This window comes from Methyloversatilis sp. XJ19-49 (assembly GCF_024580145.1).
Lineage (GTDB): Bacteria > Pseudomonadota > Gammaproteobacteria > Burkholderiales > Rhodocyclaceae > Methyloversatilis.
This window is the reverse complement of record NZ_JANINI010000001.1, coordinates 248,778-271,775: the sequence shown is the minus strand read 5'-3', so window position 1 is coordinate 271,775 and position 22,998 is coordinate 248,778. Positions and strand designations below refer to the sequence as shown.

At 65.4% G+C, this 22,998-nt stretch carries 18 protein-coding genes and 1 riboswitch; of the genes, 10 read left to right on the top strand and 8 right to left on the bottom strand.

What is annotated here, in order from left to right:
- Window positions 1-21: 21 nt before the first annotated feature.
- On the top strand, window positions 22-546 hold the full coding sequence (locus NMQ16_RS01225; RefSeq protein ID WP_257078664.1) for a cytochrome b: 525 nt from the start codon (window positions 22-24) through the stop codon (window positions 544-546).
- Here NMQ16_RS01225 and NMQ16_RS01220 read toward each other — a convergent pair whose 3' ends face one another.
- The 4 genes from NMQ16_RS01220 to mtnA form a co-directional block, all read right to left on the bottom strand.
- A complete protein-coding gene (locus tag NMQ16_RS01220) occupies window positions 547-1,131 on the bottom strand; it encodes a rhodanese-like domain-containing protein (protein WP_257078663.1) in 585 nt (194 codons plus the stop codon).
- Window positions 1,132-1,179: 48 nt separating this feature from the next.
- A complete protein-coding gene (locus tag NMQ16_RS01215; RefSeq protein WP_257078662.1) occupies window positions 1,180-3,795 on the bottom strand; it encodes a response regulator in 2,616 nt (871 codons plus the stop codon).
- Between the two features lie 115 nt (window positions 3,796-3,910).
- Window positions 3,911-4,540 (bottom strand): class II aldolase/adducin family protein, encoded by a 630-nt coding sequence (locus NMQ16_RS01210; protein ID WP_257078661.1) that lies wholly within the window; start codon window positions 4,538-4,540, stop codon window positions 3,911-3,913.
- A gap of 179 nt (window positions 4,541-4,719) precedes the next feature.
- Window positions 4,720-5,763: an S-methyl-5-thioribose-1-phosphate isomerase gene (gene mtnA, locus NMQ16_RS01205; protein WP_257078660.1), complete on the bottom strand. Its 1,044-nt coding sequence runs from the start codon at window positions 5,761-5,763 to the stop codon at window positions 4,720-4,722.
- Window positions 5,764-5,826: 63 nt separating this feature from the next.
- On the opposite strand from mtnA, the gene NMQ16_RS01200 reads away from it, so the two are divergent.
- From NMQ16_RS01200 to NMQ16_RS01190, 3 genes are all read left to right on the top strand, one after another.
- Entirely contained in the window at window positions 5,827-6,984 is a 1,158-nt protein-coding gene (locus tag NMQ16_RS01200) for a methionine aminotransferase (RefSeq protein WP_257078659.1), read from the top strand.
- 9 nt (window positions 6,985-6,993) lie between these two features.
- Entirely contained in the window at window positions 6,994-7,206 is a 213-nt protein-coding gene (locus tag NMQ16_RS01195; protein ID WP_257078657.1) for an RNA-binding S4 domain-containing protein, read from the top strand.
- Between the two features lie 117 nt (window positions 7,207-7,323).
- On the top strand, window positions 7,324-7,965 hold the full coding sequence (locus NMQ16_RS01190; protein ID WP_257078655.1) for a PEP-CTERM sorting domain-containing protein: 642 nt from the start codon (window positions 7,324-7,326) through the stop codon (window positions 7,963-7,965).
- A 2-nt stretch (window positions 7,966-7,967) separates the two neighbouring features.
- Here NMQ16_RS01190 and NMQ16_RS01185 read toward each other — a convergent pair whose 3' ends face one another.
- The 3 genes from NMQ16_RS01185 to NMQ16_RS01175 all read right to left on the bottom strand — a co-directional run bounded on the left by NMQ16_RS01185 (window position 7,968) and on the right by NMQ16_RS01175 (window position 13,708).
- A complete protein-coding gene (locus tag NMQ16_RS01185) occupies window positions 7,968-11,114 on the bottom strand; it encodes an efflux RND transporter permease subunit (protein ID WP_257078652.1) in 3,147 nt (1,048 codons plus the stop codon).
- Between the two features lie 222 nt (window positions 11,115-11,336).
- The gene (locus NMQ16_RS01180) at window positions 11,337-12,383 is read right to left on the bottom strand and encodes a hypothetical protein (RefSeq protein WP_257078650.1); all 1,047 of its coding nucleotides are present in this window, start codon (window positions 12,381-12,383) and stop codon (window positions 11,337-11,339) included.
- Window positions 12,380-13,708 carry a TolC family protein gene (locus tag NMQ16_RS01175; protein ID WP_257078649.1) on the bottom strand — a complete coding sequence of 443 codons (1,329 nt, stop codon included), beginning with the start codon at window positions 13,706-13,708 and terminating at the stop codon, window positions 12,380-12,382. Before NMQ16_RS01175 ends, NMQ16_RS01180 begins: the two co-directional genes overlap by 4 nt.
- A 186-nt stretch (window positions 13,709-13,894) precedes the next feature.
- Here NMQ16_RS01175 and NMQ16_RS01170 point away from each other — a divergent pair, with 186 nt between their 5' ends.
- Both NMQ16_RS01170 and NMQ16_RS01165 read left to right on the top strand, forming a co-directional pair.
- Window positions 13,895-14,779: a quinoprotein relay system zinc metallohydrolase 2 gene (locus tag NMQ16_RS01170; protein WP_257078647.1), complete on the top strand. Its 885-nt coding sequence runs from the start codon at window positions 13,895-13,897 to the stop codon at window positions 14,777-14,779.
- 67 nt (window positions 14,780-14,846) lie between these two features.
- A complete protein-coding gene (locus NMQ16_RS01165) occupies window positions 14,847-15,689 on the top strand; it encodes a quinoprotein dehydrogenase-associated SoxYZ-like carrier (protein ID WP_257078645.1) in 843 nt (280 codons plus the stop codon).
- 41 nt (window positions 15,690-15,730) lie between these two features.
- On the opposite strand, the gene NMQ16_RS01160 is transcribed toward NMQ16_RS01165, so the two are convergent.
- Window positions 15,731-16,084 carry a hypothetical protein gene (locus NMQ16_RS01160; RefSeq protein ID WP_257078643.1) on the bottom strand — a complete coding sequence of 118 codons (354 nt, stop codon included), beginning with the start codon at window positions 16,082-16,084 and terminating at the stop codon, window positions 15,731-15,733.
- Between NMQ16_RS01160 and NMQ16_RS01155 the strand changes: the two genes are divergently transcribed.
- The 4 genes from NMQ16_RS01155 to NMQ16_RS01140 all read left to right on the top strand — a co-directional run bounded on the left by NMQ16_RS01155 (window position 16,073) and on the right by NMQ16_RS01140 (window position 22,986).
- On the top strand, window positions 16,073-17,149 hold the full coding sequence (locus tag NMQ16_RS01155) for an MBL fold metallo-hydrolase (protein WP_257078912.1): 1,077 nt from the start codon (window positions 16,073-16,075) through the stop codon (window positions 17,147-17,149). The genes NMQ16_RS01160 and NMQ16_RS01155 overlap by 12 nt on opposite strands.
- A 74-nt stretch (window positions 17,150-17,223) precedes the next feature.
- On the top strand, window positions 17,224-18,912 hold the full coding sequence (locus NMQ16_RS01150; RefSeq protein ID WP_257078640.1) for an NAD(P)H-dependent oxidoreductase subunit E: 1,689 nt from the start codon (window positions 17,224-17,226) through the stop codon (window positions 18,910-18,912).
- 16 nt (window positions 18,913-18,928) lie between these two features.
- Window positions 18,929-21,733, top strand: a complete 2,805-nt coding sequence (fdhF, locus tag NMQ16_RS01145) for a formate dehydrogenase subunit alpha (RefSeq protein WP_257078637.1) — start codon at window positions 18,929-18,931, stop codon at window positions 21,731-21,733.
- Window positions 21,734-21,828: 95 nt separating this feature from the next.
- A riboswitch (cobalamin riboswitch) is annotated at window positions 21,829-22,047 on the top strand.
- Window positions 22,048-22,188: 141 nt separating this feature from the next.
- Window positions 22,189-22,986, top strand: coding sequence for a PEP-CTERM sorting domain-containing protein (locus tag NMQ16_RS01140; protein ID WP_257078635.1), 798 nt, complete (start codon window positions 22,189-22,191; stop codon window positions 22,984-22,986).
- Window positions 22,987-22,998 lie beyond the last annotated feature (12 nt).

The following is a 22,998-nucleotide window of genomic DNA, read 5'->3' as shown; positions in this document are numbered from 1 at the left end:
GCACCCCCAAAAAGGAAAACCATGCGCTACACCCGCACTGCGATGTCCCTGCACTGGCTGATTGCACTGATGTTGTTCGGCATGTTCGGGCTCGGCCTGTACATGACCGAATTGCCGCTGTCGCCGACCAAGCTCAAGCTGTACTCGTACCACAAGTGGGCCGGCGTCACGGTGTTCCTGCTTGTACTGCTGCGTCTGGGCTGGCGTGCCACGCACAGGCCGCCTGCGCTGCCGCTCAGCACACCTGCGTGGCAGGCCAGGGCCGCCGCCGCAGGACATCATCTGCTGTATGTGCTGATGATTGCAGCGCCGCTGTCAGGCTGGCTGATGAGTTCGGCCAAGGGGTTCCAGACGGTGTGGTTCGGCGTGCTGCCGCTGCCTGATCTGCTGGACAAGAACGAGGCGATGGGTGACGCGCTGCTTCTGGTGCACCGCTTCCTCAACTACTTCTTCATGGCGGTCGTGATCGGGCACGTTCTGGCTGCGGTCAAGCACCATTTCATCGATCGCGACGGCTTGCTGTCGCGCATGCTGCCCGGCCGCTGATCAGCGCGCGCCTGCAGGCAGCCATACCTGCGAGCTATCCAGCGCATAGGACCACGGCAGGCCGGAATTCTTCCAGCCATTCACGGTTCGTTTGCCGCGGTCGGCACCCGCCGACGCCGTATCGCCCTCGAATCCGTCAATCACTGTCCAGACGCGGGTGAATCCGGCGGCTGCCAGCGCATTGACGGCGCGTGTGGTGCGATCGCCGGACCGGCAGATCAATACGACGTCGGCCGTCTTGTCGAGGCCCTTGGCCTTGAGGCGCTCCTCGACCGCGCCGACGAAGGCGGGATTCTTGTGCAGCGTGAAGCGGCGCGATCTGCTGTCGAAGTGGTCGAAATCGACCAGCATGAAGGGAATGTTGGCATCCATGCCTGCCGGCGCGCCGACATAGCTCACCTCGGCCTGTGTGCGCACATCGAGAAACAGGACGTTCGCCGCACTCTCGCTGACCATCCGGTGTGCTTCCACGGCCGTCAGATAGCGATCGAGTGTGGTGCGCTTGTCGGCCGGAACATCGGATACATCGATTGCCGACGCGCTGCCGCACAGGCAAAACAGAAGGGTGATCAGTGACTTGTTCATCGCGCGCTCCCGGAATGTCGGCGTCGCGCATCAGCCGCGACGCGTCGGTCAGGCAACGCTGAGGCGTGGCCTTCCACGCGTACGACTGCGCAGCGGGCGGTCGAGTTCGGCCAGCTTGGTGGCCAGTGCATCCATCAGTGCATCGCGCGACACAGACTTGGCGACGAAGCAGCTGGCGCCTGCGTCAAGTGCGGCGCGCTGCCAGTTGGGATCTTCGATGCCGGACAGCATGACGATGATCAATCGCTCCGGGGCGTAGTGCTCACGCAATGCCCGGCACGTCGCGATGCCATCCATGCCCTGCATCAGGCCGTCGAGCAGCACCACGTGCGGGCACTGCTGACCAACCATCAGCAGCGCTTCCTCACCGCTTTCCGCTTCGCGCACGTCTGTGCAGCCGGCGTTCTCCAGCGATCGGCGCATCAGGAAACGTTCCGCTTCATCGTCATCGACGACCAGGATGTCCACCGCACCGGGCAGCGATCCACCGCCCGAGTCACCATCGGCGCTGCATTCGGCGACGCGACGCACCGATTCGAGCTGCATGCGACTGGCGATCGGCACCAGCGCGGTCGCCAGTGCCCAGTCCTTTTCGACGGCCGCTGCCTCGAGCCTGCGCATCGTGTCGTGGAGGTCGAAGGCCTGGGCATGTACCGCGAGCGATTTCAGCGTGTGCGCGGCACGGCGCAGCGTGTGGTCGTCGTGGCCGCGCAGGGCTTCCTGCATCGCCACCACATTGCGTTGCGATTCCTTTTCGTACAGCACGGCGAAGCGGGCCCGGTCGTGCTGGCTGATGGCGTCAACGGAGATCGTGCCGGTACCGGATACGGCGTTGTCGGGCAGCCACTTGCGCACGATCGCGTACAGATCGTCTTCGCGGAAAGGCTTGGCGAGATAGTCGTCCATGCCGGCGGCAATGCAGTTTTCGCGGTCGCCGTCATTGGCGCCCGCGGTCAGCGCAATCAGCGGAGTGGCAGGCAGACCGACAAGTCGCTCGCGGTCCCGGATGCGTTCGCATGCTTCGAAACCATCCATGCCCGGCATCTGGCAATCCATCAGCACAAGGTCGAAGCGTGCGTGCTCGAGCTCCTGCAGTGCCTGTCTGCCGTCGCGCGCCAGCGTCCAGCGCAGCCCGAAGGCTTCGAGCATGTTGGAAGCGACTTCGGCATTGACCGTGCTGTCTTCCACCAGCAGCACGGTGCCTGACAGGCGGGGCAGGTTGGGCAGGGACAGACTGTGCTGTGCCTCTTCCATGCCGGTGCTCACGACCTTGCAGGGCAACGACAGCGTGAAGGTCGAGCCGATACCTGAGGCGCTGCGCAAGGTGACGGCGCCGCCGAGCATTTCGGCCAGTTGCCGCGAGATGGCCAGACCCAGCCCGGTGCCACCGAAGCGGCGCGATGCCGTGTTGTCGGCCTGCGCGAAGGCGTCGAAGATACGTGCCTGGTCGGGTTCCGTGATGCCGATGCCGGTGTCGCGCACCGCCATCACCATGCGTACCGCACCCGTTGTCGGGCGGTGCTGCAGCATCAGGTCATCGTCCATCGAGTGAACACGCAGCGTGACGAACACGCCGCCGTGATCGGTGAATTTGATGGCGTTGCCGATCAGGTTGACCGCGATCTGGCGCAGCCGTCCCGGATCGCCCTCGACCCGGCCAGGCACCGCATCATCGACGTCGAGCGCCAGCGTCAGGCCCTTTTCGCGTGCCTGCGCGCCGAGCAGTTCGGTCACTTCGCGCAGCGTGCGACGCGGGTCGAACTCGCTGCGCACCAGATCGAAGCGACCGGCTTCGATCTTCGACAGATCGAGAATGTCGTTCAGCAGGTCGAGCAGGTTTTCGCCCGAGCGATAAAGCGTTTCAAGATAGCGCCGCTGTTCGCCATTCAGTTCGCTGCGCAGCAGCAGCTGCGCCATGCCCAGCACGCCGTTCATCGGCGTGCGGATTTCGTGACTCATGTTGGCCAGAAACTGGCTCTTTGCCTGATTGGCCTGCTCGGCGGCTTCCTTGGCTTCTTCGTTTTCCTTCGCCACATGCGCGTGATGCAGGCGCAGACGGATGAATTCGGCCGTGTTCTTCTGGAAGCGCTTGGCGTTGACGACGGCGATCAGCAGAAACAGCAGGATGAAGCCGCCGAGCACTTCGCGCTCCGGTTCAGGCGACATCAGGTAGAAGAAGGCGGTCGGCAGCAAGGTGGGCAGTGCCATCAGCACATAGGCCTTCCACATGCCGGTCAGCGAAAACAGCCCGACGGCCGCCACCGCCACAAGACAGAGCGGCACCACCATTTCGTAGGGGTGTCCGGGCGGCGGCATCAGGGCGACCCCGAGAGCCCCCCAGCCGCAACCGGCGACGAACACGCCCAGCATGAACAGCCACTTCCAGATCAGCGTCTCATTGACGCCTGGCCCGACATGGCGCCAGGCCATGATCAGTCCGAAGCGACCGACATTGATCAGCACCATGGCAACCAGCCAGGTGGTCAGTGCGTTGACGTCGACAACCTTGTGCAGCACACCCCAGATCAGGCCGGCCAGCACGATCGCCATCACCAGCGTGAACGGTGTCAGCCGGTAGGCGAGCGCGACCAGTTCCGCCTCGACCTGGCGTTCTGCGTTCTCGCTGCGCGGCGTGGTGCCGTGTGAAAGGAGGCTGGTGGGCATGGACGGACTCGGCATCAGGGGCGAATCGCCGCCGGATTGCAACGCCGGAGGCTGACAGGGTTCACGGCTGCCGAGCCCCATTCTTGAGCATGTGCGGGCCGCTCGCGCTTCATGCTCATTGGCCGTAACCCGCAAACTTGCCGAGCACCCGCTCCATCTCGTCGTCGTCGAGCAGCTTCGGCGTGCCGACCTGCAATGCGCGCCAATACTGTTCGCACAGCGTTTCTAGTTCCACCGCGAGCGCGACCGCGTGGCGAAGGCTGCGTCCGAAAACCAGCATGCCATGGTTCGCCATCAGGCAGGCGCAGCGGCCGGGCAGGGCGTCCAGCACCGCGTCGGACAGCGCCTGCTCGCCGAAGGTCGCATAGCGTGCGCAGCGCACGGTGCTACCACCGAAGCGGGCGATCATGTAGTGAAAGGGCGGGATGTGTTCGCCGATGCAGGCGAGCGCCGTGGCGAACGGCGAGTGCGCATGCACGATGGCGTCGGCGTCGGCGCGGGCGGCGTAGATATCCCGGTGAATGCGCCATTCCGAAGAAGGTTTGCGGCAGCCGCTGCTGCGGCCATCACTGAACACTTCCACCATGTCGTCAGCGGTGCATTCCGCAGGTTCGAGCCCGCTTGGAGTGATCAGGAATGCGGGACCGCGGCGCGCGCTGACGTTGCCAGCCGCACCGCGGTTAAGTCCGCAAACTTCCAACCGGCGCGCTGCTTCAAGCACATCGCTGCCGCTGACCTCGTTCATCAGGGTGTGCCCCTGTATTGTGGATTAACGGTGGATTATCCTGACCGGAGCCCAGAATACAAGCGGGTTTACATTAAAAATTGACGATAGATCAGGTGTTTCGCGATGCAACATCGCTGAGACGCTTTCTCGCCGTGGGTTTCACGCTCCTAGAATTCACTTTAGGTTCTGTGGATCATTCAGCAGGGCATGGCGAGCGAAATGCGTCCGGACTGCAAGTCGACGATGCCACGCTCGGTGATGAGTGCCGTCACGAGCGGCGCCGGCGTGATGTCGAATGCCGGATTCCCGACCGGGCTGTGCGGATCGAGCTGGCGGACGCTGCCGGCGTCTCCGCGCAGCACGCGCAGTTCGTCGCCATGGCGCGCTTCTATCGGTATCGCCGCGCCACGGGCGCAACCTTCATCGACCGTTGACCACGGCGCCGCAACCCAGAACGGCAGACCGTTGTCGCGTGCCGCCAGCGCTTTCAGATAGCTGCCGACCTTGTTGGCAACGTCGCCGTTGGCGGCGATGCGGTCGGCACCGATGATGACCGCGTCGACCTGACCCGCGCGCATCAGCTGGCCTGCGGCGTTGTCGGCGATGACGGTATGTGGCACACCGGCGCCTGCCAACTCCCAGGCGGTCAACAGGCCCTGGTTGCGCGGCCGGGTTTCCGAGACCCATACGTGCAGGTCGACGCCGGCGGCGTGTGCGAGATAGACGCCGGCCAGCGCCGTGCCCCAGCCTGTCGTGGCGAGCCAGCCCGCGTTGCAGTGGGTCATCAGGTTCAGCCGGCCGGCCCGCGGTGTGATGGTCTGCATCAGTTCGAGCGTCAGTTCGCCGATGCGCCGGTTGGCGGCGCGGTCTTCGTCGCAGATCGCGAGCGCCTCGCTCCACGCCGCAGCGGCGCGTGCGGCCGGTGGCAGCGGTCGCACATGCGAGCCGACGCGATGCAGCGCCCACGCGAGATTGACCGCGGTCGGGCGCGTTGCGCCGAGGGCGCATACCGCCTCGTCTAGCGCGGCATCGCCGGCCGCTTCGCGCAGCGCCAGTGCCAGTCCGAAGGCACCGATGGCACCGATCAACGGTGCGCCGCGGACCTGCATCGTCGCGATGGCATGGGCCGCCTGCGCGGCGGTTTCAAGGCCCACTTCCTGCCGGGCAAAGGGCAGCAGCGTCTGGTCGAGGATGTAGAGGCGGTCGCCGTCGAGGCGCAGCGGGCTGGGTGTGTCGTTCATGTCGAATCGGGATGGGCAGGGGCTTGAAGCATAATCCGTCGATTCGCGATACAGCCATCCGCCATGCAGGACTTTCCCGGCCATCTGACGTCGAAACTGCCCGACGTCGGCACGACGATCTTCACCGTCATTTCGCGCGAGGCGCAGGCCTGCGGCGCGATCAACCTCGCCCAGGGCTTTCCGGACTTCAGTGCCGATCCGCCGCTGTTCGACGCCGTGGCGTCGCACATGCGGGCCGGCGGCAACCAGTATTCGCCGATGACCGGCCAGCGGGCGCTGCGCGAGGCAGTGGCGCAGAAGATGCGCGCGGTGTATGGCGCCGACTATGACGCCGAAGAAGAAATCACGATCACTGCCGGTGCAACCCAGGCGGTCTATACGGCGATCACGGCTTTCGCCGGGTCGGGCGACGAAGTCATCGTGTTCGAGCCGGCCTTCGACAGCTATCTGCCGGGCATCCGGCTGGCCGGCGCCACGCCGGTTTTCGTACGCCTCGAAGCGCCGCATTTCCTGCCCGACTGGGATGCGGTGGCGCACTGCATCACGCCGCGCACCCGGCTCATCATCACCAATACGCCGCACAATCCTACGGGGGCCGCGTGGACGATGGACGATCAGCGCGCGCTTGCCCGACTGTGCGACGGCCGTGACATCGTGGTGATTTCCGACGAGGTGTATGAGCACATCGTGTTCGATGACCGCGAGCACGCCAGCGCCGCGCGCTTGCCGGAACTGGCGGCGCGTACCGTGCTGGTGTCGAGTTTCGGCAAGACCTTTCACGTAACCGGCTGGAAGGTCGGTTTCGTCTGCGCGCCGCCCCTGCTGAGCGCAGAATTCCGCCGCGTGCACCAGTTCAACGTGTTCGCAGTGAATACACCCTGCCAGCTCGGGCTGGCCGACTACATGGCCGAGCCCGCGCGCTATCTTGAACTGGGCCGTTTCTATCAGGCCAAGCGCGACGCCTTCCGGGCCGGTCTGGCCGGCTCGCGCTTCGAACTGCCCGGCTGCGCGGGCACCTATTTCCAGCTGGCGTCGTATCGCGCCATCAGCGACGAGCCGGATCAGTCCTTCGTGCGTCGCCTCATGCGCGAGGCCGGTGTGGCAGCGATTCCGGTATCGGCCTTCCATCACGACGGCCACGACGCGCGGCTGATCCGCTTCTGCTTCGCCAAGACTGAAGCCGTCATTTCGCAGGCGATCAAGCGTCTGCGTACCTACTGAAGGATTTACATGCAAACCGTTGATTTCACGCTGACCGGCGACTATGTCGCGCTGTGCGACCTGCTCAAGCTTGCCGGCCTGGCCAGCAGTGGTGGCGAAGGCAAGGTGCGGGTGGCCCGGGGCGATGTGCAGGTGGACGGAAAGACCGAAGTCCGCAAGACCGCCAAGATCCGCAGCGGCCAGAAGGTCGTGTGTGACGGTGTATGCATTGCCGTCCGTTGAAAGGCGGCGGGTTGCACCTGGATTGTGTCGACGCTTTTTACATTTGCACCGGACCGGGTGACGTTGGCCCGAAAGGCTGAAGGGCAGTGTCCGGGAGATCGCTGATTTAACGCGACTTTGTTATTTTTTTCCGCTGCTGGCTCGATCTCTGCTTGCATCCGTTCAGACAGATGTTTCCGCCTTCTGAATTGCCGCGGCTGTTCTGCGGATCGCGATGTGAGGTATTCGATGAAACTTTCCACCCTGTTTGGCCTGACGTCGCTCGGCGTCGCGCTGTCCTTTCCTGCAGTAGCCGGCCTGAACGGCGATATCGTCACCACTGCGCTGCACGCCGAAACGGCTGATTACGGTCGGTTTTCCGCCGTCGTCGGCGCGGGCGTGGAAGGCAGTCTGGTCAGGGGCGTGTTGCCGTTCGACTACACCGATGCAGGTTTTTCGCTGAGTTCGCCGGGCAACTTCTGTGGCGTCCACAGTTGCGGCGCCGTGCGGGAACAGCTGACCCTGAAATTGTCCGGACTCGATTTCGGTCCGTCCGTCGTGCTGACCGATGTTGTGCTCACCACGACATTGAGCAATGTCACTGTGACGGTCGGCCCGACGTTCGCGGAGTTCGCCTGGATCGATCAGCCGGTCAGTCAAGGCACCTTTCTGAGTGCGGCATTCGTGACCGGAGTGCCCGAGCCGGACGCCCTTTCGCTGATGCTCGTCGGCCTCGGCCTGATCGGGATGGCCGCAGCGCGTCGCTCTCCGCGCACCTGAATTCAGCTCGCCTGCGGCACTTTGGCGAAGCGGCCGTAGTGCAGCAACAGCGTAGGCAGTACCAGCAGATTCAATATCGTCGAGGTCGTCAGGCCACCGACGATGATGGCGGCCATCGGCCCTTCGATCTCCCGACCGGGTTCGCCTGAGCCCAGGACCAGGGGCATCAGACCCAGACCGGTCACCAGCGCAGTCATCAGGATCGAAGGGAGGCGTTGCGACGCGCCGAGTATGGCGGTGTCCAGGTTCCACGGATGACCTTCCCGCTCCACGAGGTGCTGGAAGTGCGACACCAGCATGATCGAGTTGCGCAGCGTGATGCCGAACAGCGTGACGAAGCCGACCACCGACCCGAGTGACAGCCAGCCGCCACCAGCAAGCGCCGCCAGCACTCCACCGATGAGCGCGAAAGGCAGATTCACGAAGGTGATCACCAGGTTGCGCGAGCTCGAAAACGCCAGCATCAGAAGAATGGCAATGGCCGCCGCGGCCAGCGCCGAATGCGTGACCAGTTCGCGTCGCGCCTGTGCCTGTGCTTCGGCAGCACCGGTCACGGTGTAGTAACTGCCGGCGTTCAGTTTCACGTCGTCGCGCAAGGTGCGCCGGACGGCCTCGCTGAACGCGCCCAGATCGTGGCCGCTGGCCAGGTTTGCCGTAATGGTCTGCACCCGCTTGCCACCCGAGTGCAGGATCTTGTAGCGACCGTTCTCGACACTGATGTCGGCCACGTCACGCAATTCGACCAGCCGGCCATCCGGTGTGCGAAGCGGCAGGCGGCCGATCTCGTTCGGCGAGCGGCGGTGGTCCGGATCCAGCGTCACGACCAGCGGTGTCGCCAGCGTGCCGCGATACACCTCGCTCACCTTGCGACCGGCGAAGGCGGTGCTGGTCGCCGACAGCACATCCTCCGGCGACAGGCGCCAGACCGCAAGCTTGTCGAGGCGCGGCCGCACGATGATTTCCGGCGTGCCGGGCGGCGCCAGCACCTGCACGTCGGTCGCGCCCCTGACCTTTGCGAGCGCCTGCGCAACGGCGGTGGCGTCGGCGTCCAGCCGGTCCAGATTGGTGCCGAACACCTGCACCACCAGCGTCGCCGGAAAACCCGATTCGGTCTCGCCGATGCGCTCCGTCAGGAAGGTGTTCACGGAGAAGGCAAGGCCGGGGAAACCGACCGATTCCGCGGCTTCTTCGTCCGTGCGATCTTCGTCGCCGTCGTCGCCGGTCACCGTGCGCCGGATGTCGGCGAGGATGCGTTCCTGGGTTGCGCCGTCCAGCGGACCGATTTCGATCTCGACCTCGCTGTAGTGCGGACCAAAGGGGTCGAATCCGTTCTGCGCCCGCCCGACCCACTGCGCCACCGACTTCACGCCGTCGATCTGCAGCACCTTTTCGGTCACTCGCTGGCCGACCCGCAGCACCTCGCCGGGTGCGGTGCCCGGAATGGTCGACAGATGAACGATGTAGTGGCCTTCGCGCAGCGGCGGAATGAATTCGCCGCCGAACAGCGGCAGCACGCCGAGCCCGCCGGCCAGTGCCAGCATGACGCCAGCGATCAACCCGTGCGGCCGGCGTTCGATGGCGCGCAGCGTCCGCTCGTAACGCGGTCGCAACCAGCGCACCAGTGGCGGGTCTTCGTCGGGCAGCTCGCGATTGCCCAGCATCAGGAAGCTCATCGCCGGTGTGACCGTCAGCGCCACGACCAGCGACGCGAGGATGGCCAGGATGTAGGCCAGACCGAGCGGCGCGAACAGCTTGCCGGCGACGCCGGACAGCGTGAGCAGCGGCACGAACACCAGCGCAACGATGAAGGTGGCGTACACGACCGAGCTGCGCACCTCCATCGATGCGTCGAGCACCACCTTCCAGGCGGCCACCGGCGAGCCCAGGTGGCGGTTTTCGCGCAGCCGGCGATAGATGTTTTCGCAGTCGATGATGGCGTCGTCCACCACCTCGCCCAGCGCGATCGCAAGCCCGCCCAGCACCATGATGTTCAGGCTGGCGCCGGCTTCCAGCATGACCAGTACCGCCGCCAGCAGCGACAGCGGAATGGCGACGGCCGAAATGAAGGCGGTGCGCAGGTTGTAAAGGAACACGAACAGCACGATCACCACCAAGGTGGCGCCTATCACCACGTCGGCACGCACATTGCCGAGCGCCGTCTGGATGAAGTTGGCCGGCCGGAACAGCGCCGGGTGCAGCGTCACCTGTTCGCGTTCGAACAGCGGTGTCAGCTCGGCCAGCGATTTCTCCAGTTCGAGCGTGACGCCGAGTGTGTCGGCGCCGAGCTGGCCCTGCACCATCATGAACACACCGGGTGTGCCGTTGATCTGCGCCGCGCTGATCGCCGGGCCCGGTGCTTCGCGCACGCGGCCGACGTCGCCCAGCGCGAGCGAACGTCCGTCCGGCAGTGTGACGGTGAGCTGTTCCAGACTGCGCGGCGACAAAGGCGTGGCGTCGATAGCGATCAGCAGGCGCTGGTTGTCGTTTTCGACGAATCCTGCGCCGGCGACCGAAGCGGCGCCGCGTGCCGCCAGTTCGACATCGGCGAACGTCACGCCCAGAGTGCGCAGCCGCGCCGGGTCGAGCTGGATCTGCCACTGCTTCACTTCGCCACCGAACACATTCACGTCCGCCACGCCCGGCACTGCCAGCAGGTGCGGCCGCACGACCGAGTCGACCAGATAGCGCATGTCCATCTGCGAGCGCTGTGCCGACGTGATGCCGATGCCGATCAGGGTACTGGCCGAAGAGGTCAGCGGTGTGATGACCGGCGTCACGCCGGCCGGCAGCAGCGCGCCCAGCGTGCCGAGTCGCTCCGATACCAGCTGCCGGTTGCGGAACAGGTCGGATTTTTCGTCGAAGATGACCGTGACGACGGACAGGCCTGGAATCGACTGCGAGCGCAATTCCTTGATCCCGCGCGTACCTGAAACGGCCGATTCGATCGGCGTCGTGACCCGTGTTTCGACAAGGTCGGCCGGCAGGCCGGGGGCTTCGGTCTGGATCACCACCTGCGCCGGTGCGAATTCGGGAAACACGTCGAGCCGGGCGTCGAACATGCGGCTGATGGCGTACAGCACGAGCACCAGCGACAGCGCCAAAACAATGCCGGGCCGGCGCACCGAAAAGCGGACGATGGCTTCGATCATCGGGTGCGGCCCATGCGACAGGTTGCCCGGGTTGGGGGGGGCAGGGTGGCGGGGGGGCGGTGTTGGGCATCGCTGCGTTCACCCCAACCTGCCGGAAGGCGGTGACACGAAGATGCGGGAAGCAGACGGGCTGTGGACGTGCGGTGTCGAGGTGCTCTCGTACGGTGGGGTGAGCCAGCGAACCCCAACATCCGGCCTCGGCCCGGTAGCGAAAGCGCCCGATCAGTCATCGTTCTCGTCCGCCAGCGTGTGCTTGAGCTCTTCGGACAGCAGCAGCTGCGCACCGCGCGTCACCACGCGGGCGTCATCTTCCAGCTTCGGTGCAAGCCAGCCATCCGGACGCTGCGATTCGGCGGGCAGCGCCTGACGGGTGAATTCCTCCGGTTCGTCATCGTCGCGCACATACACCCAGGGCAGGCCGGCATACCAGACGACGGCGCTGTTGGGCACCAGCGACAGCATGGTCTCGCCGGTGACGCCGCGTGCAGCCAGGCGGGTGCCGGTCGGCAGCACGCGCTCGGACTTGTACAGCCAGGTCTCGCCGGCTGCCTGGGCGAGGCTGCGTGGCGCAGGCCCGATGCGGCGTGCCTCTATGGCATCGTTGCCGTCCGGCAGGCGCAGCAGCATCAGCGGCGGCGCCTCGCCCGAGCCGCGCAGCGCGACGGCGACCAGCGAGTTTCGCCGGTCGGCCAACCGCTCCAGCTCGTCCGGCGCTTCGCCCGATGCCGATCCGGCCAGCGGGCCCCAGCCCTGGACGAGCCGTGCATGCAGGCCGTCGGCACGGGCGCGCGCAGCAGCCAGCGCTGCGCGGTCCTGCTCGACCTGGCTGCGGGCAGTCTGCAGCGTCCGCTCCGATACATTGCGGTCATCGTTGAACAGCGCCTGGACGCGATCGCGCTCGGTTTCGGCGCGGGCCAGCTGGGCGGCCAGCCGCGCGATGTCGGCGCGCGCTTCATGCAACAGCCCACGCAGCGCGAACAGCGGCTCGAGGTCGAGAACCGCTGCCTGCGCCTCGTGTTCGGTGCCGGCCCGCACGGCCAGCGGCTGCCCGAGTTCGATGCCGCTCGCCGTCTGCGCGGCGGCGGTCAGGCGCACGCTGGTCAGACCGTCTGAATTGCGCTCGACCAGTGACGGCACCTCGATATCGTCGTCGGGCTGGTCGGCGTACAACTTCCACTCGTCGCGGGCGTAGTACACCACGGCCCAGACCAGTGCGATCAGCAGCAGGCCCATCGCGAACAGCAGTTGCTGGGGAGTGATGCGGTTCATGGTGCGGTCTCCGTGGGGCCGGTCAGTGCAGTCAGCGGGCGTTGCACCGCGTCTTCGAGTGCCAGACGCGACGCGAGGGTTCGCTGACGTGCGTACAGCAGGCGGATGTCGGCTTCGAGCACGCGCACGCGGGCCAGCAGGCGATCGAGCCGGTCAGCGTCGCCGCGCGCGTAGCGTTGCTCGGTGCGCGTCAACTGCAGGCGGGCTTCGTCGTGCTCGGCTTCGGCGCCGTCGATGTCCAGTTCGGCCGCCTTGACGCGGGTCCGCGAATGCTCGAGTGCGACCAGCGCCTGCGACTGCAGCGCCAGGAAATCCTGCGTGGCCATGTCGCGCCGTGCGACCGCTTCGGCGATCGGTCCGGCCTGACGCTGCGCCGCGAACAGCGGCAATGCTGCGCCCAGGCTCCACACCGTGGCGCCCTGATCCCACAACAGGCCGGGCTTGATGCGGATTTCCGGATATTGCGCGCGCAGTTCGATCGTCAGCGCCGCTTCGGCCGCAGCATGCTGCGCCAGCGCACGGCGCAGGTCGATGCGATCGAGCGTGGCGTTCGCCCGCAGCGCCTCCATCGCCGGCACCGCGACCGGCTCGTCGAATGCGGTGTAATCGATGCGCAGTGCGTCGAGGGTCGACAGCGGCAGGGCGAGCGCCTGGGCCAGATCCCCACGCGCACGGATCTGCCGCTGTTCGGCCAGTACATAGCGTGACTCGGCCTGTGCGGCGGCGGTGCGGGTCTGCGTCAGTTCGAGCGCGTCGGCGGCGCCGAGGTCATAGCGCTTCTGCATCACCGCCTGGGCTTCGAGCGTGGTGACGACGAGTCGGTCGAGCAGTGCCAGCTCGGCATTGGCCGACCACAACTCGATGAGTGCGCGCTGGGCGCCACTGCGGACCGCCCACGCAGCATCGGCTTCGTCGAGCAGCGCCGCATCGGCCAGCAGGCGGGCGCGCTCGACGCGCGCTTCACGCACCGATTCGCCGGTCAGCGCGAGGTCCAGTGCGAGGCCGACACTCCACGCCGACTGCCCGGCATCGCGTTCGTTGGTGCGTTCGGACTCCGGCGCCAGCAGCGTGCGCGGTGTGAGCCCGGCAGTCGTCAGCTGGGCGCGGGCGAGTGCCGCGCGCGCGCGCGCCTGCGCAGCGGCCGGGTGCTGCAGCAGCGCGGCCAGCACCAGTTGCTCTGGCGTCCAGCGTTCAGGCGGCCAGGTCGATGCATTGATACTGCGCTGCGCAAGAAACTCGCGCGTCGAGTCGTCGGTCAGCGAGCGGCCAAGGAAGGCGGTCTGGTGTGCCTGTGCATTCAGCGGTGCGGGCGGCACCTGTTGCATCGCACATGCGCTGAGGACGATACAGGGCAGCAGCAAGGTGAACGGAGGGGTGAGGCACTGCATCCTGATTTGTTATTCTGGGCAGCTGATCAACACCGAATGCTAACCATGCACGCTGTTGTGCGCAAACTCAGCCCCGGCTCGCGGGTCTCCTGCATCCACAAGTTGATCGGTACGATACTTGTGATGACAGCGCTTGCCGCACAGGCGCTTGAGGCGCTTGAGGTGCGGCAGGTGGCGCCCGGCGTTTTCCTGTTCCAGGGCGAAATCGCCGAGCAGGACACGCGGAATCTGGGAGCGATATCCAACCTCGGCTTCATCGTCGGCAGCCGCTGTGTGGCGGTCATCGATACCGGTGGCTCGCCTGCCGTGGGCGCGGCGTTGCGCGCCAGCATCCGCAGCAAGACCGATCTGCCGGTCTGTTACGTGATCAACACCCATGTGCATCCGGACCACATTCTGGGCAATCAGGCCTTTGTCGATGACAAGCCTGTGTTCGTCGGCCATGCCCGGCTGCCGGCCGCGCTGGCGGCGCGCAGCGGCCACTATCTGGCGGCAGCCGAGCGACTGATGGGGGAAGCCGGCAAGGGTCTTCAGCCGGTGCCACCGTCGCGCACCGTGGCGGTCGAGGACGAACTCGATCTGGGCGGGCGGACGCTGAAGCTGCGCGCCTGGCCGACGGCGCATACGGACAACGACCTCACGGTGCTCGACGAGGCGACCGGCACGCTGTTTGCCGGCGATCTGCTTTTCGTCGGCCACCTGCCGGTGGTGGACGGAAAGATACTTGGCTGGATAAAGGTCGGCGCAGCACTGGCGGCGATGGACGTGCAGCGCGTCGTACCCGGTCATGGTGACGCCGGCGACGCGTGGCGCGAAGCTTTTGCAAAGCAGGGGAACTACCTGCAGGGGCTGGTCGATCAAACCCGCAGAGCCTTGAAAGCCGGAAAGACGCTGTCGCAGGCAGTTGGCGAAGTCGAGCCGGGGGACGCGAAAGACTGGGGGCTTGTCGATCTGTTCCACCGGCGCAATGTGACTTCGGCGTTTGCCGAGCTCGAGTGGGAAGAATGATGGATGACGCATGTCAGCATTCCCGTCAGCGGGCGGTCTGCTGCAGAATGGCCACGAGGAGAAGACGATGAAATCCAAGAACGAGATGAAACACACTAACGGATGGTCGGCGGCACTGCTGGCCTGCCTCTTTCTGAATCTGCCGGTTGCGCACGCTGCCGACGACGGTTCGGATACGCCGATCTGGGGCAAGGTGCGTACCTTGCTGGTCGGCGACCGCCCGGTGATCGAGGACACGATCGGCTCGGTCCTGGAAATCGACGCGCCGGTGCGAGCCGAAGACGCGGCGGTAGTGCCGATCTCCGTCCGCACCAAGCAGTTGCCGGGTGGTGTCTACGTCAGCAAGGTGCATCTGGTGATCGACGAAAACCCGTCACCGATCGGTGGCACCTTCACCTTCACGCCGCTGGCCGGTCGCGCCGATATCGAAACCCGGGTGCGCATCGAAGCCTACAGCTGGGTACGTGCCATCGCCGAAACGAGCGACGGCAAAGTCTATGTCGCGCGCCGCTTCGTCAAGGCGTCGGGCGGCTGTTCGGCGCCTGCCGGCAAGGACATGGAAGAGGCACTGGCACGGCTGGGCAAGATGAAGTTCAAGGTCGAGGAGGCCACTGCCGGCCAGCCCAGCGTTGCGCAGCTGATGATCAGCCACCCGAACAGTTCCGGGCTGGCCATGGATCAGATGACGCGCCTCTTCGTGCCGCCGCATTTCGTGCGCCGCGTCGAGGTCACATTCGGCGGCGAGCCCGTGATGACCGCGGACGTCGACTTCTCGATCAGCGAAAATCCGAACTTCCGGTTTTACGTGCTGCCGGCGAAGGAGGGCGAACTGAAGGCGGTCGTCGTCGATTCCAAGGACCTGCGTTTCGAAAGTTCGGTGGCGATCAAGCCGGGCCTGCGCGGCTCCTGAGCGGTGCGGCGCAAGCCGCACCGCCGCGCTGCGCGAATCGATTACTTGATGAAGCAGCGCTTCTTGGATTCTGCAACGACAGCCAGGTATTTCTTGACCGCACCTTTGGTCTCGTCGGTGCCGCGGAACATGCCGCCACGCTCTCCGCTCATCGACTGGGTGCGGCTGAAGCTCGACAGTTCGACGTACTCGTCGTGTGTCAGCTTGGTCGCGATTTCGTCGATCAGGCACGAACACTTGTAGATGTACTCATGGTTGCTGCCGTAAGCCTGCAGGCATTCGAGCGCAAATTCGACACGCGAGCTGGTCGGGTAGTCGTTGGCGGCTGCAGCGGGGCCACCCATCATCAGCGCGCCGATCGCAGCGACTGTCACGTGGAAGCGATGAAATTTCAAACCGGATCTCCTCATTTGTTTTTGATGAACCGCAGGGGCTCGCTGGCTGGCATTGAAAAAAAGGCTAGCACATCAACGCAGACCACCGATTTGCCGCCCGAGTTGCACAGGATTCTTTCCCGATGGCTGTGCGCCGTCATCGTGATTTTCGCGGGATGTCTGGCCAGCGCAGCGCCCGCGCTCGCGCAGCGACTGCCTGAACTGCGCCTGACGCGGCTGGCCGATGGCGTCTTCGTACTGCGTCCGGCTTCGTCCGAAGTCAGTCCCGACAACGCCGGTTTCGTGACACACATCGGGGTGCTGGTCGACCCGCGCGGCCTCATCCTGGTCGGCACCGGCACCAGTCAGCGTTTTGCGCAGCATCTGCTCGCCTTCGTCGAACGCGAGCTGGGCAAACCGGTCATCGCGGCGGTCAATCTTTATGGCGGTGGCGACCATGTGCTGGGCAACCGCGTGTTTGTGTCACGGGGTGTGCCGGTTACAGCGCATATTGAAACAGACCGCTTCATCCGGGCCAGTTGCCACACCTGTGTCGAGCGCCTGACGGCGGCGCTGGGCGAAAATATGATGTCAGGTACTGAACCCACCCCCGCAAGCGTGACCTTCGAACATTCAGGCTGGCTGACCGGCGTAACCCGGCGGCTGAAGTTGCTGCACTACGGACACACCTTCCAGCCCGGCGCCACCGCGCTGCTGGACGAGGCCAGCGGCACGCTGTTCGCGGGCGAGCTGGCGGCGACGCATTACCTGCCCGATCTGTACAACGCGAATGAAACCGGCTGGGTCGCCGCGCTCGATGCGCTGATCGAGCTGGGCGCGCGGCAGGTGGTGCCGGCGCATGGCGCGCCGGGTGGACGTGAAGTTCTCGACGCGCCGCGCCGTTATCTGCAGCAACTGGTCGAGCGCGTGGATGCGCTGTTCGTTGGCGGCGCGACGCTCGAGGAGGCACTGGATCAGGTCGAACTGGCGGAATTCCGCGACTGGCACGGCTATGCCCTGTGGCACCGCCGCAACGTGCATTTCGCCTATCTGCACCGGGAATCGCGTGCCTTCGGCCCGCAGTGAAGTCAGACGTGAATCAGGATACGGCTCGCAGCCGTGCCCCACACAACAAGATTGATCGATGAGGATGAGCCTACATGTCGGAACCGTTTTCCATACCGCTTGAGCAGATGCGCCGCATGGTCAAGCCCACGCCCAAGGGGCGCGCGCTCGACCCGGTTGCCGTCGAAGAGGTGCAGGCGCTGCTCGGCCGCATGCCGCGCCGTCCCGATCTGCTGATCGAATGCCTGCACCTGCTGCAGGACACCTACCGCGCGGTGCATGCGCGCCATCTCGCCGCGCTGGCGGCCGAACTGAAGATGTCGCAGGCCGAGGTGTACGAGGTCGCGACGTTCTATCACCACTTCGACGTGCTGCGCGAGGGCGAGGGCGCGCCGGCCGAACTGACCGTCCGGGTGTGCGACACGCTGTCCTGCAAGATGGCCGGAGCGGACGACCTGCTGAAGAAGCTGCCGGGCATCCTGGGCACCAAAGTACGCGTCATTCCGGCACCCTGTGTCGGCCGCTGCGAACAGGCACCGGTCGTCGTGGTCGGCCAGAACGCGCTCGGCGGCGCCACCGAAGCGGACGTGAAGGCCGCCGTGAAGGCGAGTGAATCGACCCATCCGCTGCCCCGTTACGTCGGCTACAAGGCTTATCTGAAGGCCGGTGGTTACCAGCTGTTCCGCGATCTGGTCGAAGGCCGTCGCGATGTCGAGTCGGTCATTCAGACGATGGAGCACTCCGGCCTGCGCGGCCTGGGTGGCGCCGGATTCCCGGCCGGCCGCAAGTGGCGCATCGTGCGTGCGGAGGCCGCGCCGCGGCTGATGGCAATCAATATCGACGAGGGCGAACCGGGTACCTTCAAGGATCGCTGGTACCTCGAACGCGATCCGCACCGCTTTCTGGAAGGCATGCTGATCGCCGCGTACTGCGTCGGCATCGGTGAGGTGTACGTCTATCTGCGCGACGAATACGCGCACGTGCGCGACATCCTGCAGAAGGAACTGAAGAAGCTGCTGGCCGATCCGCCCTGTGCTTTGCCGCCGATCCACCTGCGCCGCGGCGCGGGCGCCTACATCTGCGGCGAAGAGTCGGCGATGATCGAATCGATCGAAGGCAAGCGCGGCATGCCGCGCCTGCGTCCGCCCTACGTCGCCCAGGTCGGCCTGTTCGGTCATCCGACGCTGGAACACAATATGGAAACCGTGTTCTGGATCCGCGACATCGTGGAGAAGGGCGCGGAATGGTTCGCCGGCCACGGCCGCAACGGCCGCAAGGGTTTGCGTTCGTTCTCGGTGTCGGGCCGGGTGAAGAAGCCGGGCGTGCATCTGGCGCCGGCCGGCATTTCGGTGCGCGAACTGATCGACGAATACTGCGGCGGCATGCTGCCGGGTCACACCCTGTACGGCTATCTGCCGGGCGGCGCGTCCGGCGGCATCCTGCCGGCCAGCCTCGGCGACATTCCGCTCGACTTCGACACCCTGCAGCCCTACGGCTGCTTCATCGGCTCGGCGGCGGTCATCATCCTGTCCGACCATGACCGTGCAACCGATGCGGCACGCAACATGATGCACTTCTTCGAACATGAGTCGTGCGGTCAATGCACGCCCTGCCGCGTTGGCACGGCCAAGATGAACACGCTGATGGAAGCCCCGGTGTGGGACACCGATCTGGTCGAGGAGCTGTCACAGACCATGGTGGACGCATCGATCTGCGGCCTCGGGCAGGCGGCACCGAATCCGGTGCGCTGCGTCATCAAGTATTTCCCTGACGAAATCAAGTGAAGGGACGGCAACCCAAATGAATGCACCCATTGATGCTTCGGTGATCGCGCAATCGATCGAATTCACCCTGGACGGTCAGTCGATGACGGCCCGTGTCGGCGAAACCATCCTGCAGGCGGCCGCCCGCCAGGGTGTGGACATCCCCCACCTTTGCTACAAGGACGGCTACCGTCCGGACGGCAACTGCCGCGCCTGTGTGGTCGAGATCGACGGCGAACGCGTGCTTGCGCCGAGCTGCTGCCGCGCACCGACGCCCGGCATGAATGTGAAAGCCGAATCGGAGCGCGCATTGAAGGCACAGAAGATGGTGGTCGAACTGCTGCTGTCGGACATGCCGGACCAGACCTACAAGCCCGATTCCGAACTGGCGCACTGGGCGGACAAGCTCGGCGTCACCGGGTCGCGCTTCGAAGGCCGTGATCAGCCGGCATGCGACCAGTCGCATCCGGCGATGAGCGTAAACCTCGACGCCTGCATCCAGTGCAACCGCTGCGTGCGCGCCTGTCGCGAAGAGCAGGGCAATGACGTCATCGGCTATGCCTTCCGCGGTTCGGCGTCGAAGATCGTGTTCGACCAGGACGACCCGATGGGCGCGTCGACCTGCGTCGCCTGCGGCGAATGCGTGCAGGCCTGCCCGACCGGCGCGCTGATGCCGGCCGGCGGTGTCGGCATGGTGAAGATGGACAAGACCGTCGATTCCGTCTGCCCGTACTGCGGCGTCGGCTGCCAGCTGACGTATCACGTCAAGGACGACCGCGTGCTGATGGTGACCGGCCGCGACGGCCCGGCCAACGAAGAGCGCCTGTGCGTCAAGGGCCGCTTCGGCTTCGACTACGCGCGTCACCCGCAGCGGCTCACGAAGCCGCTGATCCGTCGCGCCGATGCACCGAAGCACAAGAATTTTGTCGTCGATCCGGCCAATCCGCTGTCGGCGTTCCGCGAAGCCAGCTGGGAAGAGGCGATCGAGTACGCGACGAGCCGCTTGCGCACGATCCGCGACACCAAGGGGCCGAACGCGCTGGCCGGTTTCGGTTCGGCCAAGGGCTCGAACGAAGAGGCCTACCTGTTCCAGAAGCTGATCCGCACCGGCTTCGGCACCAACAACGTCGATCACTGCACACGCCTGTGCCACGCCTCGTCGGTCGCCGCGCTGCTGGAAGCGGTCGGTTCGGGCGCGGTGTCGAACCCGGTACGCGATGTGCTGCACTCCGACGTGATCTTCCTGATCGGCGCCAATCCGCTGGTCAATCACCCGGTCGGCGCCACCTGGATCAAGAACGCGGTCAAGCAGGGGGCGCGGCTCATCGTGTGCGACCCGCGCCGCAACGACCTGCAGCGCTATGCCACGCACTTCCTGCAGTTCAAGCCGGACACAGATGTGGCCATGCTGAACGCGATGATGCACGTCATCATCGAAGAAGGTCTGGTCGACGAAGCCTTCGTGCGCGACCGCACCTCGGGTTTCGATGCGCTGAAGAAGAACGTGGCCGATTTCAGCCCGGAACGCATGGCCAAGATCTGCGGCATTCCGGCCGAAACGCTGCGCGAGGTGGCGCGCATGTTCGCGACCTCGAAGGCGTCGATGATCCTGTGGGGCATGGGCGTGTCGCAGCATGTGCACGGCACCGACAATGCGCGCTGTCTGATTTCGATGGTCATGATGACCGGCCAGATCGGTCGTCGCGGCACCGGTCTGCATCCGCTGCGCGGCCAGAACAATGTGCAGGGTGCGTCCGATGCAGGCCTGATTCCGATGGTGTTCCCGGACTATCAGGCGGTCGGCAACAAGACCATCCGCGACAAGTTCGAAGAATTGTGGGGCAGCCGCCTCGATGCCAACCCCGGCTTGACCGTGGTCGAAATCATGGACGCCATCCATGCCGGCAAGCTCAACGGCTGCTACATCATGGGCGAGAACCCGGCCATGTCCGATCCGGACGTCGAGCACGCTCGCGATGCGCTGGCCAAGCTCGACTGCCTGGTCGTGCAGGACATCTTCCTGACCGAAACCGCCTATTTCGCGGATGTCGTGCTGCCGGCGTCGGCCTTCCCGGAGAAGACCGGCACCTTCACCAACACCGACCGCCAGGTGCAGCTGGGTCGTCAGGCGATCAATCCGCCGGGCGATGCGCGGCAGGACCTGTGGATCATCCAGCAGATGGCCAACGGCATGGGGCTGGACTGGCACTACGACGGCGCGAAGGACGTGTTCAACGAAATGCGCAAGGCGATGCACTCGATCGCCGGCATCACGTGGGAACGGCTGGAAGCGGAGCACTCGGTCACCTATCCGTGCGAGAACGAGGGCGACCCGGGCGATGAGGTGGTGTTCATCGAACGCTTCCCGACCCAGTCCGGCCGCGCCAAGCTGGTGCCGGCCAAGCTGATCAGCGCCAACGAAAAGCCGGATGCCGATTTCCCGATGGTGCTGATCACCGGCCGCCAGCTCGAGCACTGGCACACGGGCTCGATGACGCGCCGGGCGTCGGTTCTCGACAACATCGAGCCGATCGCGACCGTCACGATCAACCCGGCCGACATGGCGAAGCTGAAACTGCGGCCGGGCGAGGTGGTGACGGTCGAATCGCGCCGCGGCAAGATCGCGTTGTACGCGCGTGTCGATGGCAACGTGCCGATCGGTGCCGTGTTCATCCCGTTCGCGTATTACGAAGCCGCCGCCAACATGCTGACCAATCCAGCGCTGGACCCGTTCGGCAAGATTCCGGAGTTCAAGTACTGCGCGGTGCGCTTGAAGAAGGGCGGGACGCCGACCCGACTGACGACCTACGGCGGCGGTCAGGCGAAAATGGTAACGGCTTGATCCGTCAATCGTTAGTTTGAAACCGGGGCCGAGTGCCCCGGTTTTTTTTGACCCTGCATCAAGTATTGTCATTGACGACAGGTGAGGCTGACGGCTACCCTGCGCGTGCTTCAGGTGTCCTGACCAGCGTTCGCTGCGAGGGGTGAAACGGGAAGTCCGGTGAGTGCCTGCAATCAGGTCGCGATCCCGGCGCTGCCCCCGCAACGGTAAGCGAGTCGTAGCGATCCAATCAGCCACTGTGCGCCATGCATGGGAAGGCGGATCGCACATTTCCCTCGCGAGCCCGGAGACCGGCCTGACGCATTTGACCGATGGCTGCGGTGGGCGGCGGAGGTGCGTATTTCCGTTGCCCGGTCGTTCTTCCGCGCAGGTCGTGCGTCGCTTCCCGTTCGTTTCAGATCATCGGATTTCCGCAATTCGCCGGCGGGTGCTGCCGGCGCTGCAAGGAGGTCTGCATGCGTACCATTCTTCTCACATCCCTCATCGGGCTGGCATTCGCCGGCTCCGCCCAGGCCGGCCCGTTCGCGCCGGCCGCCGGTCAGCCCGGATCAACGGCCATCAGCAAGGACAGTCCGGCTTTCGTCCAGTGGGCGACCGGCTACCGTGACTACCTGCCGGGCGCAAACGTCGATGCCACGTGGAAAACGCCGGAAAAGGGACTGGGCGTTGCCCAGGGCGGCGCGACCGACATCGTCGTGCTCGGCGACGGCGGCAGCATCACGCTCACCTTCGGCGGCTACATCACGAACGGTGCGGGCGCCGATTTCGCGGTGTTCGAAAACGGCTTCATGGACACCTTCCTCGAACTGGCGTTCGTCGAGGTGTCGTCCAACGGTACCGATTTTTTCCGCTTTCCGAACTTCTCCTTCACCGCCAGCCCGGTCGGCGGCTTCGGCCTGATCGACCCGACCAATATCGACGGTCTGGCCGGCAAGTACCGCGCCGGCTTCGGTACGCCGTTCGATCTCGATGTGCTGAGCGGCGTCGCCGGTCTGGATGTCAACAAGGTGCAGTACGTGCGCCTGATCGATGTCGTCGGCAATGGCTCGACCTTCGACAGCTTCCCGGCCCAATTCGGCGGCCCGCACCCCATCTACGACCCGTATCCGACCACCGGCAGCAGCGGCTTCGACCTCGACGCGGTCGGCGTCATCCACTACGCGGCACTGCCGGCCGTGCCCGAGCCGTCGCAATGGGCGATGTACTGCGCCGCACTCGGCCTGCTCGGTCTGGTCGCCCGTCGCCGCGGCTGATGCCGCCCCAGC

Bases quoted from the DNA above. Each gene is read 5' to 3' on its own strand.
- NMQ16_RS01225 (WP_257078664.1), top strand. From the start codon at position 22: ATGCGCTACACCCGCACTGCGATGTCCCTGCACTGGCTGATTGCACTG.
- NMQ16_RS01220 (WP_257078663.1), bottom strand. From the start codon at position 1,131: ATGAACAAGTCACTGATCACCCTTCTGTTTTGCCTGTGCGGCAGCGCG.
- NMQ16_RS01215 (WP_257078662.1), bottom strand. From the start codon at position 3,795: ATGCCCACCAGCCTCCTTTCACACGGCACCACGCCGCGCAGCGAGAAC.
- NMQ16_RS01210 (WP_257078661.1), bottom strand. From the start codon at position 4,540: ATGAACGAGGTCAGCGGCAGCGATGTGCTTGAAGCAGCGCGCCGGTTG.
- mtnA (WP_257078660.1), bottom strand. From the start codon at position 5,763: ATGAACGACACACCCAGCCCGCTGCGCCTCGACGGCGACCGCCTCTAC.
- NMQ16_RS01200 (WP_257078659.1), top strand. From the start codon at position 5,827: ATGCAGGACTTTCCCGGCCATCTGACGTCGAAACTGCCCGACGTCGGC.
- NMQ16_RS01195 (WP_257078657.1), top strand. From the start codon at position 6,994: ATGCAAACCGTTGATTTCACGCTGACCGGCGACTATGTCGCGCTGTGC.
- NMQ16_RS01185 (WP_257078652.1), bottom strand. From the start codon at position 11,114: ATGATCGAAGCCATCGTCCGCTTTTCGGTGCGCCGGCCCGGCATTGTT.
- NMQ16_RS01180 (WP_257078650.1), bottom strand. From the start codon at position 12,383: ATGAACCGCATCACTCCCCAGCAACTGCTGTTCGCGATGGGCCTGCTG.
- NMQ16_RS01175 (WP_257078649.1), bottom strand. From the start codon at position 13,708: ATGCAACAGGTGCCGCCCGCACCGCTGAATGCACAGGCACACCAGACC.
- NMQ16_RS01170 (WP_257078647.1), top strand. From the start codon at position 13,895: ATGACAGCGCTTGCCGCACAGGCGCTTGAGGCGCTTGAGGTGCGGCAG.
- NMQ16_RS01165 (WP_257078645.1), top strand. From the start codon at position 14,847: ATGAAATCCAAGAACGAGATGAAACACACTAACGGATGGTCGGCGGCA.
- NMQ16_RS01155 (WP_257078912.1), top strand. From the start codon at position 16,073: ATGAAATTTCAAACCGGATCTCCTCATTTGTTTTTGATGAACCGCAGG.
- NMQ16_RS01150 (WP_257078640.1), top strand. From the start codon at position 17,224: ATGTCGGAACCGTTTTCCATACCGCTTGAGCAGATGCGCCGCATGGTC.
- fdhF (WP_257078637.1), top strand. From the start codon at position 18,929: ATGAATGCACCCATTGATGCTTCGGTGATCGCGCAATCGATCGAATTC.
- NMQ16_RS01140 (WP_257078635.1), top strand. From the start codon at position 22,189: ATGCGTACCATTCTTCTCACATCCCTCATCGGGCTGGCATTCGCCGGC.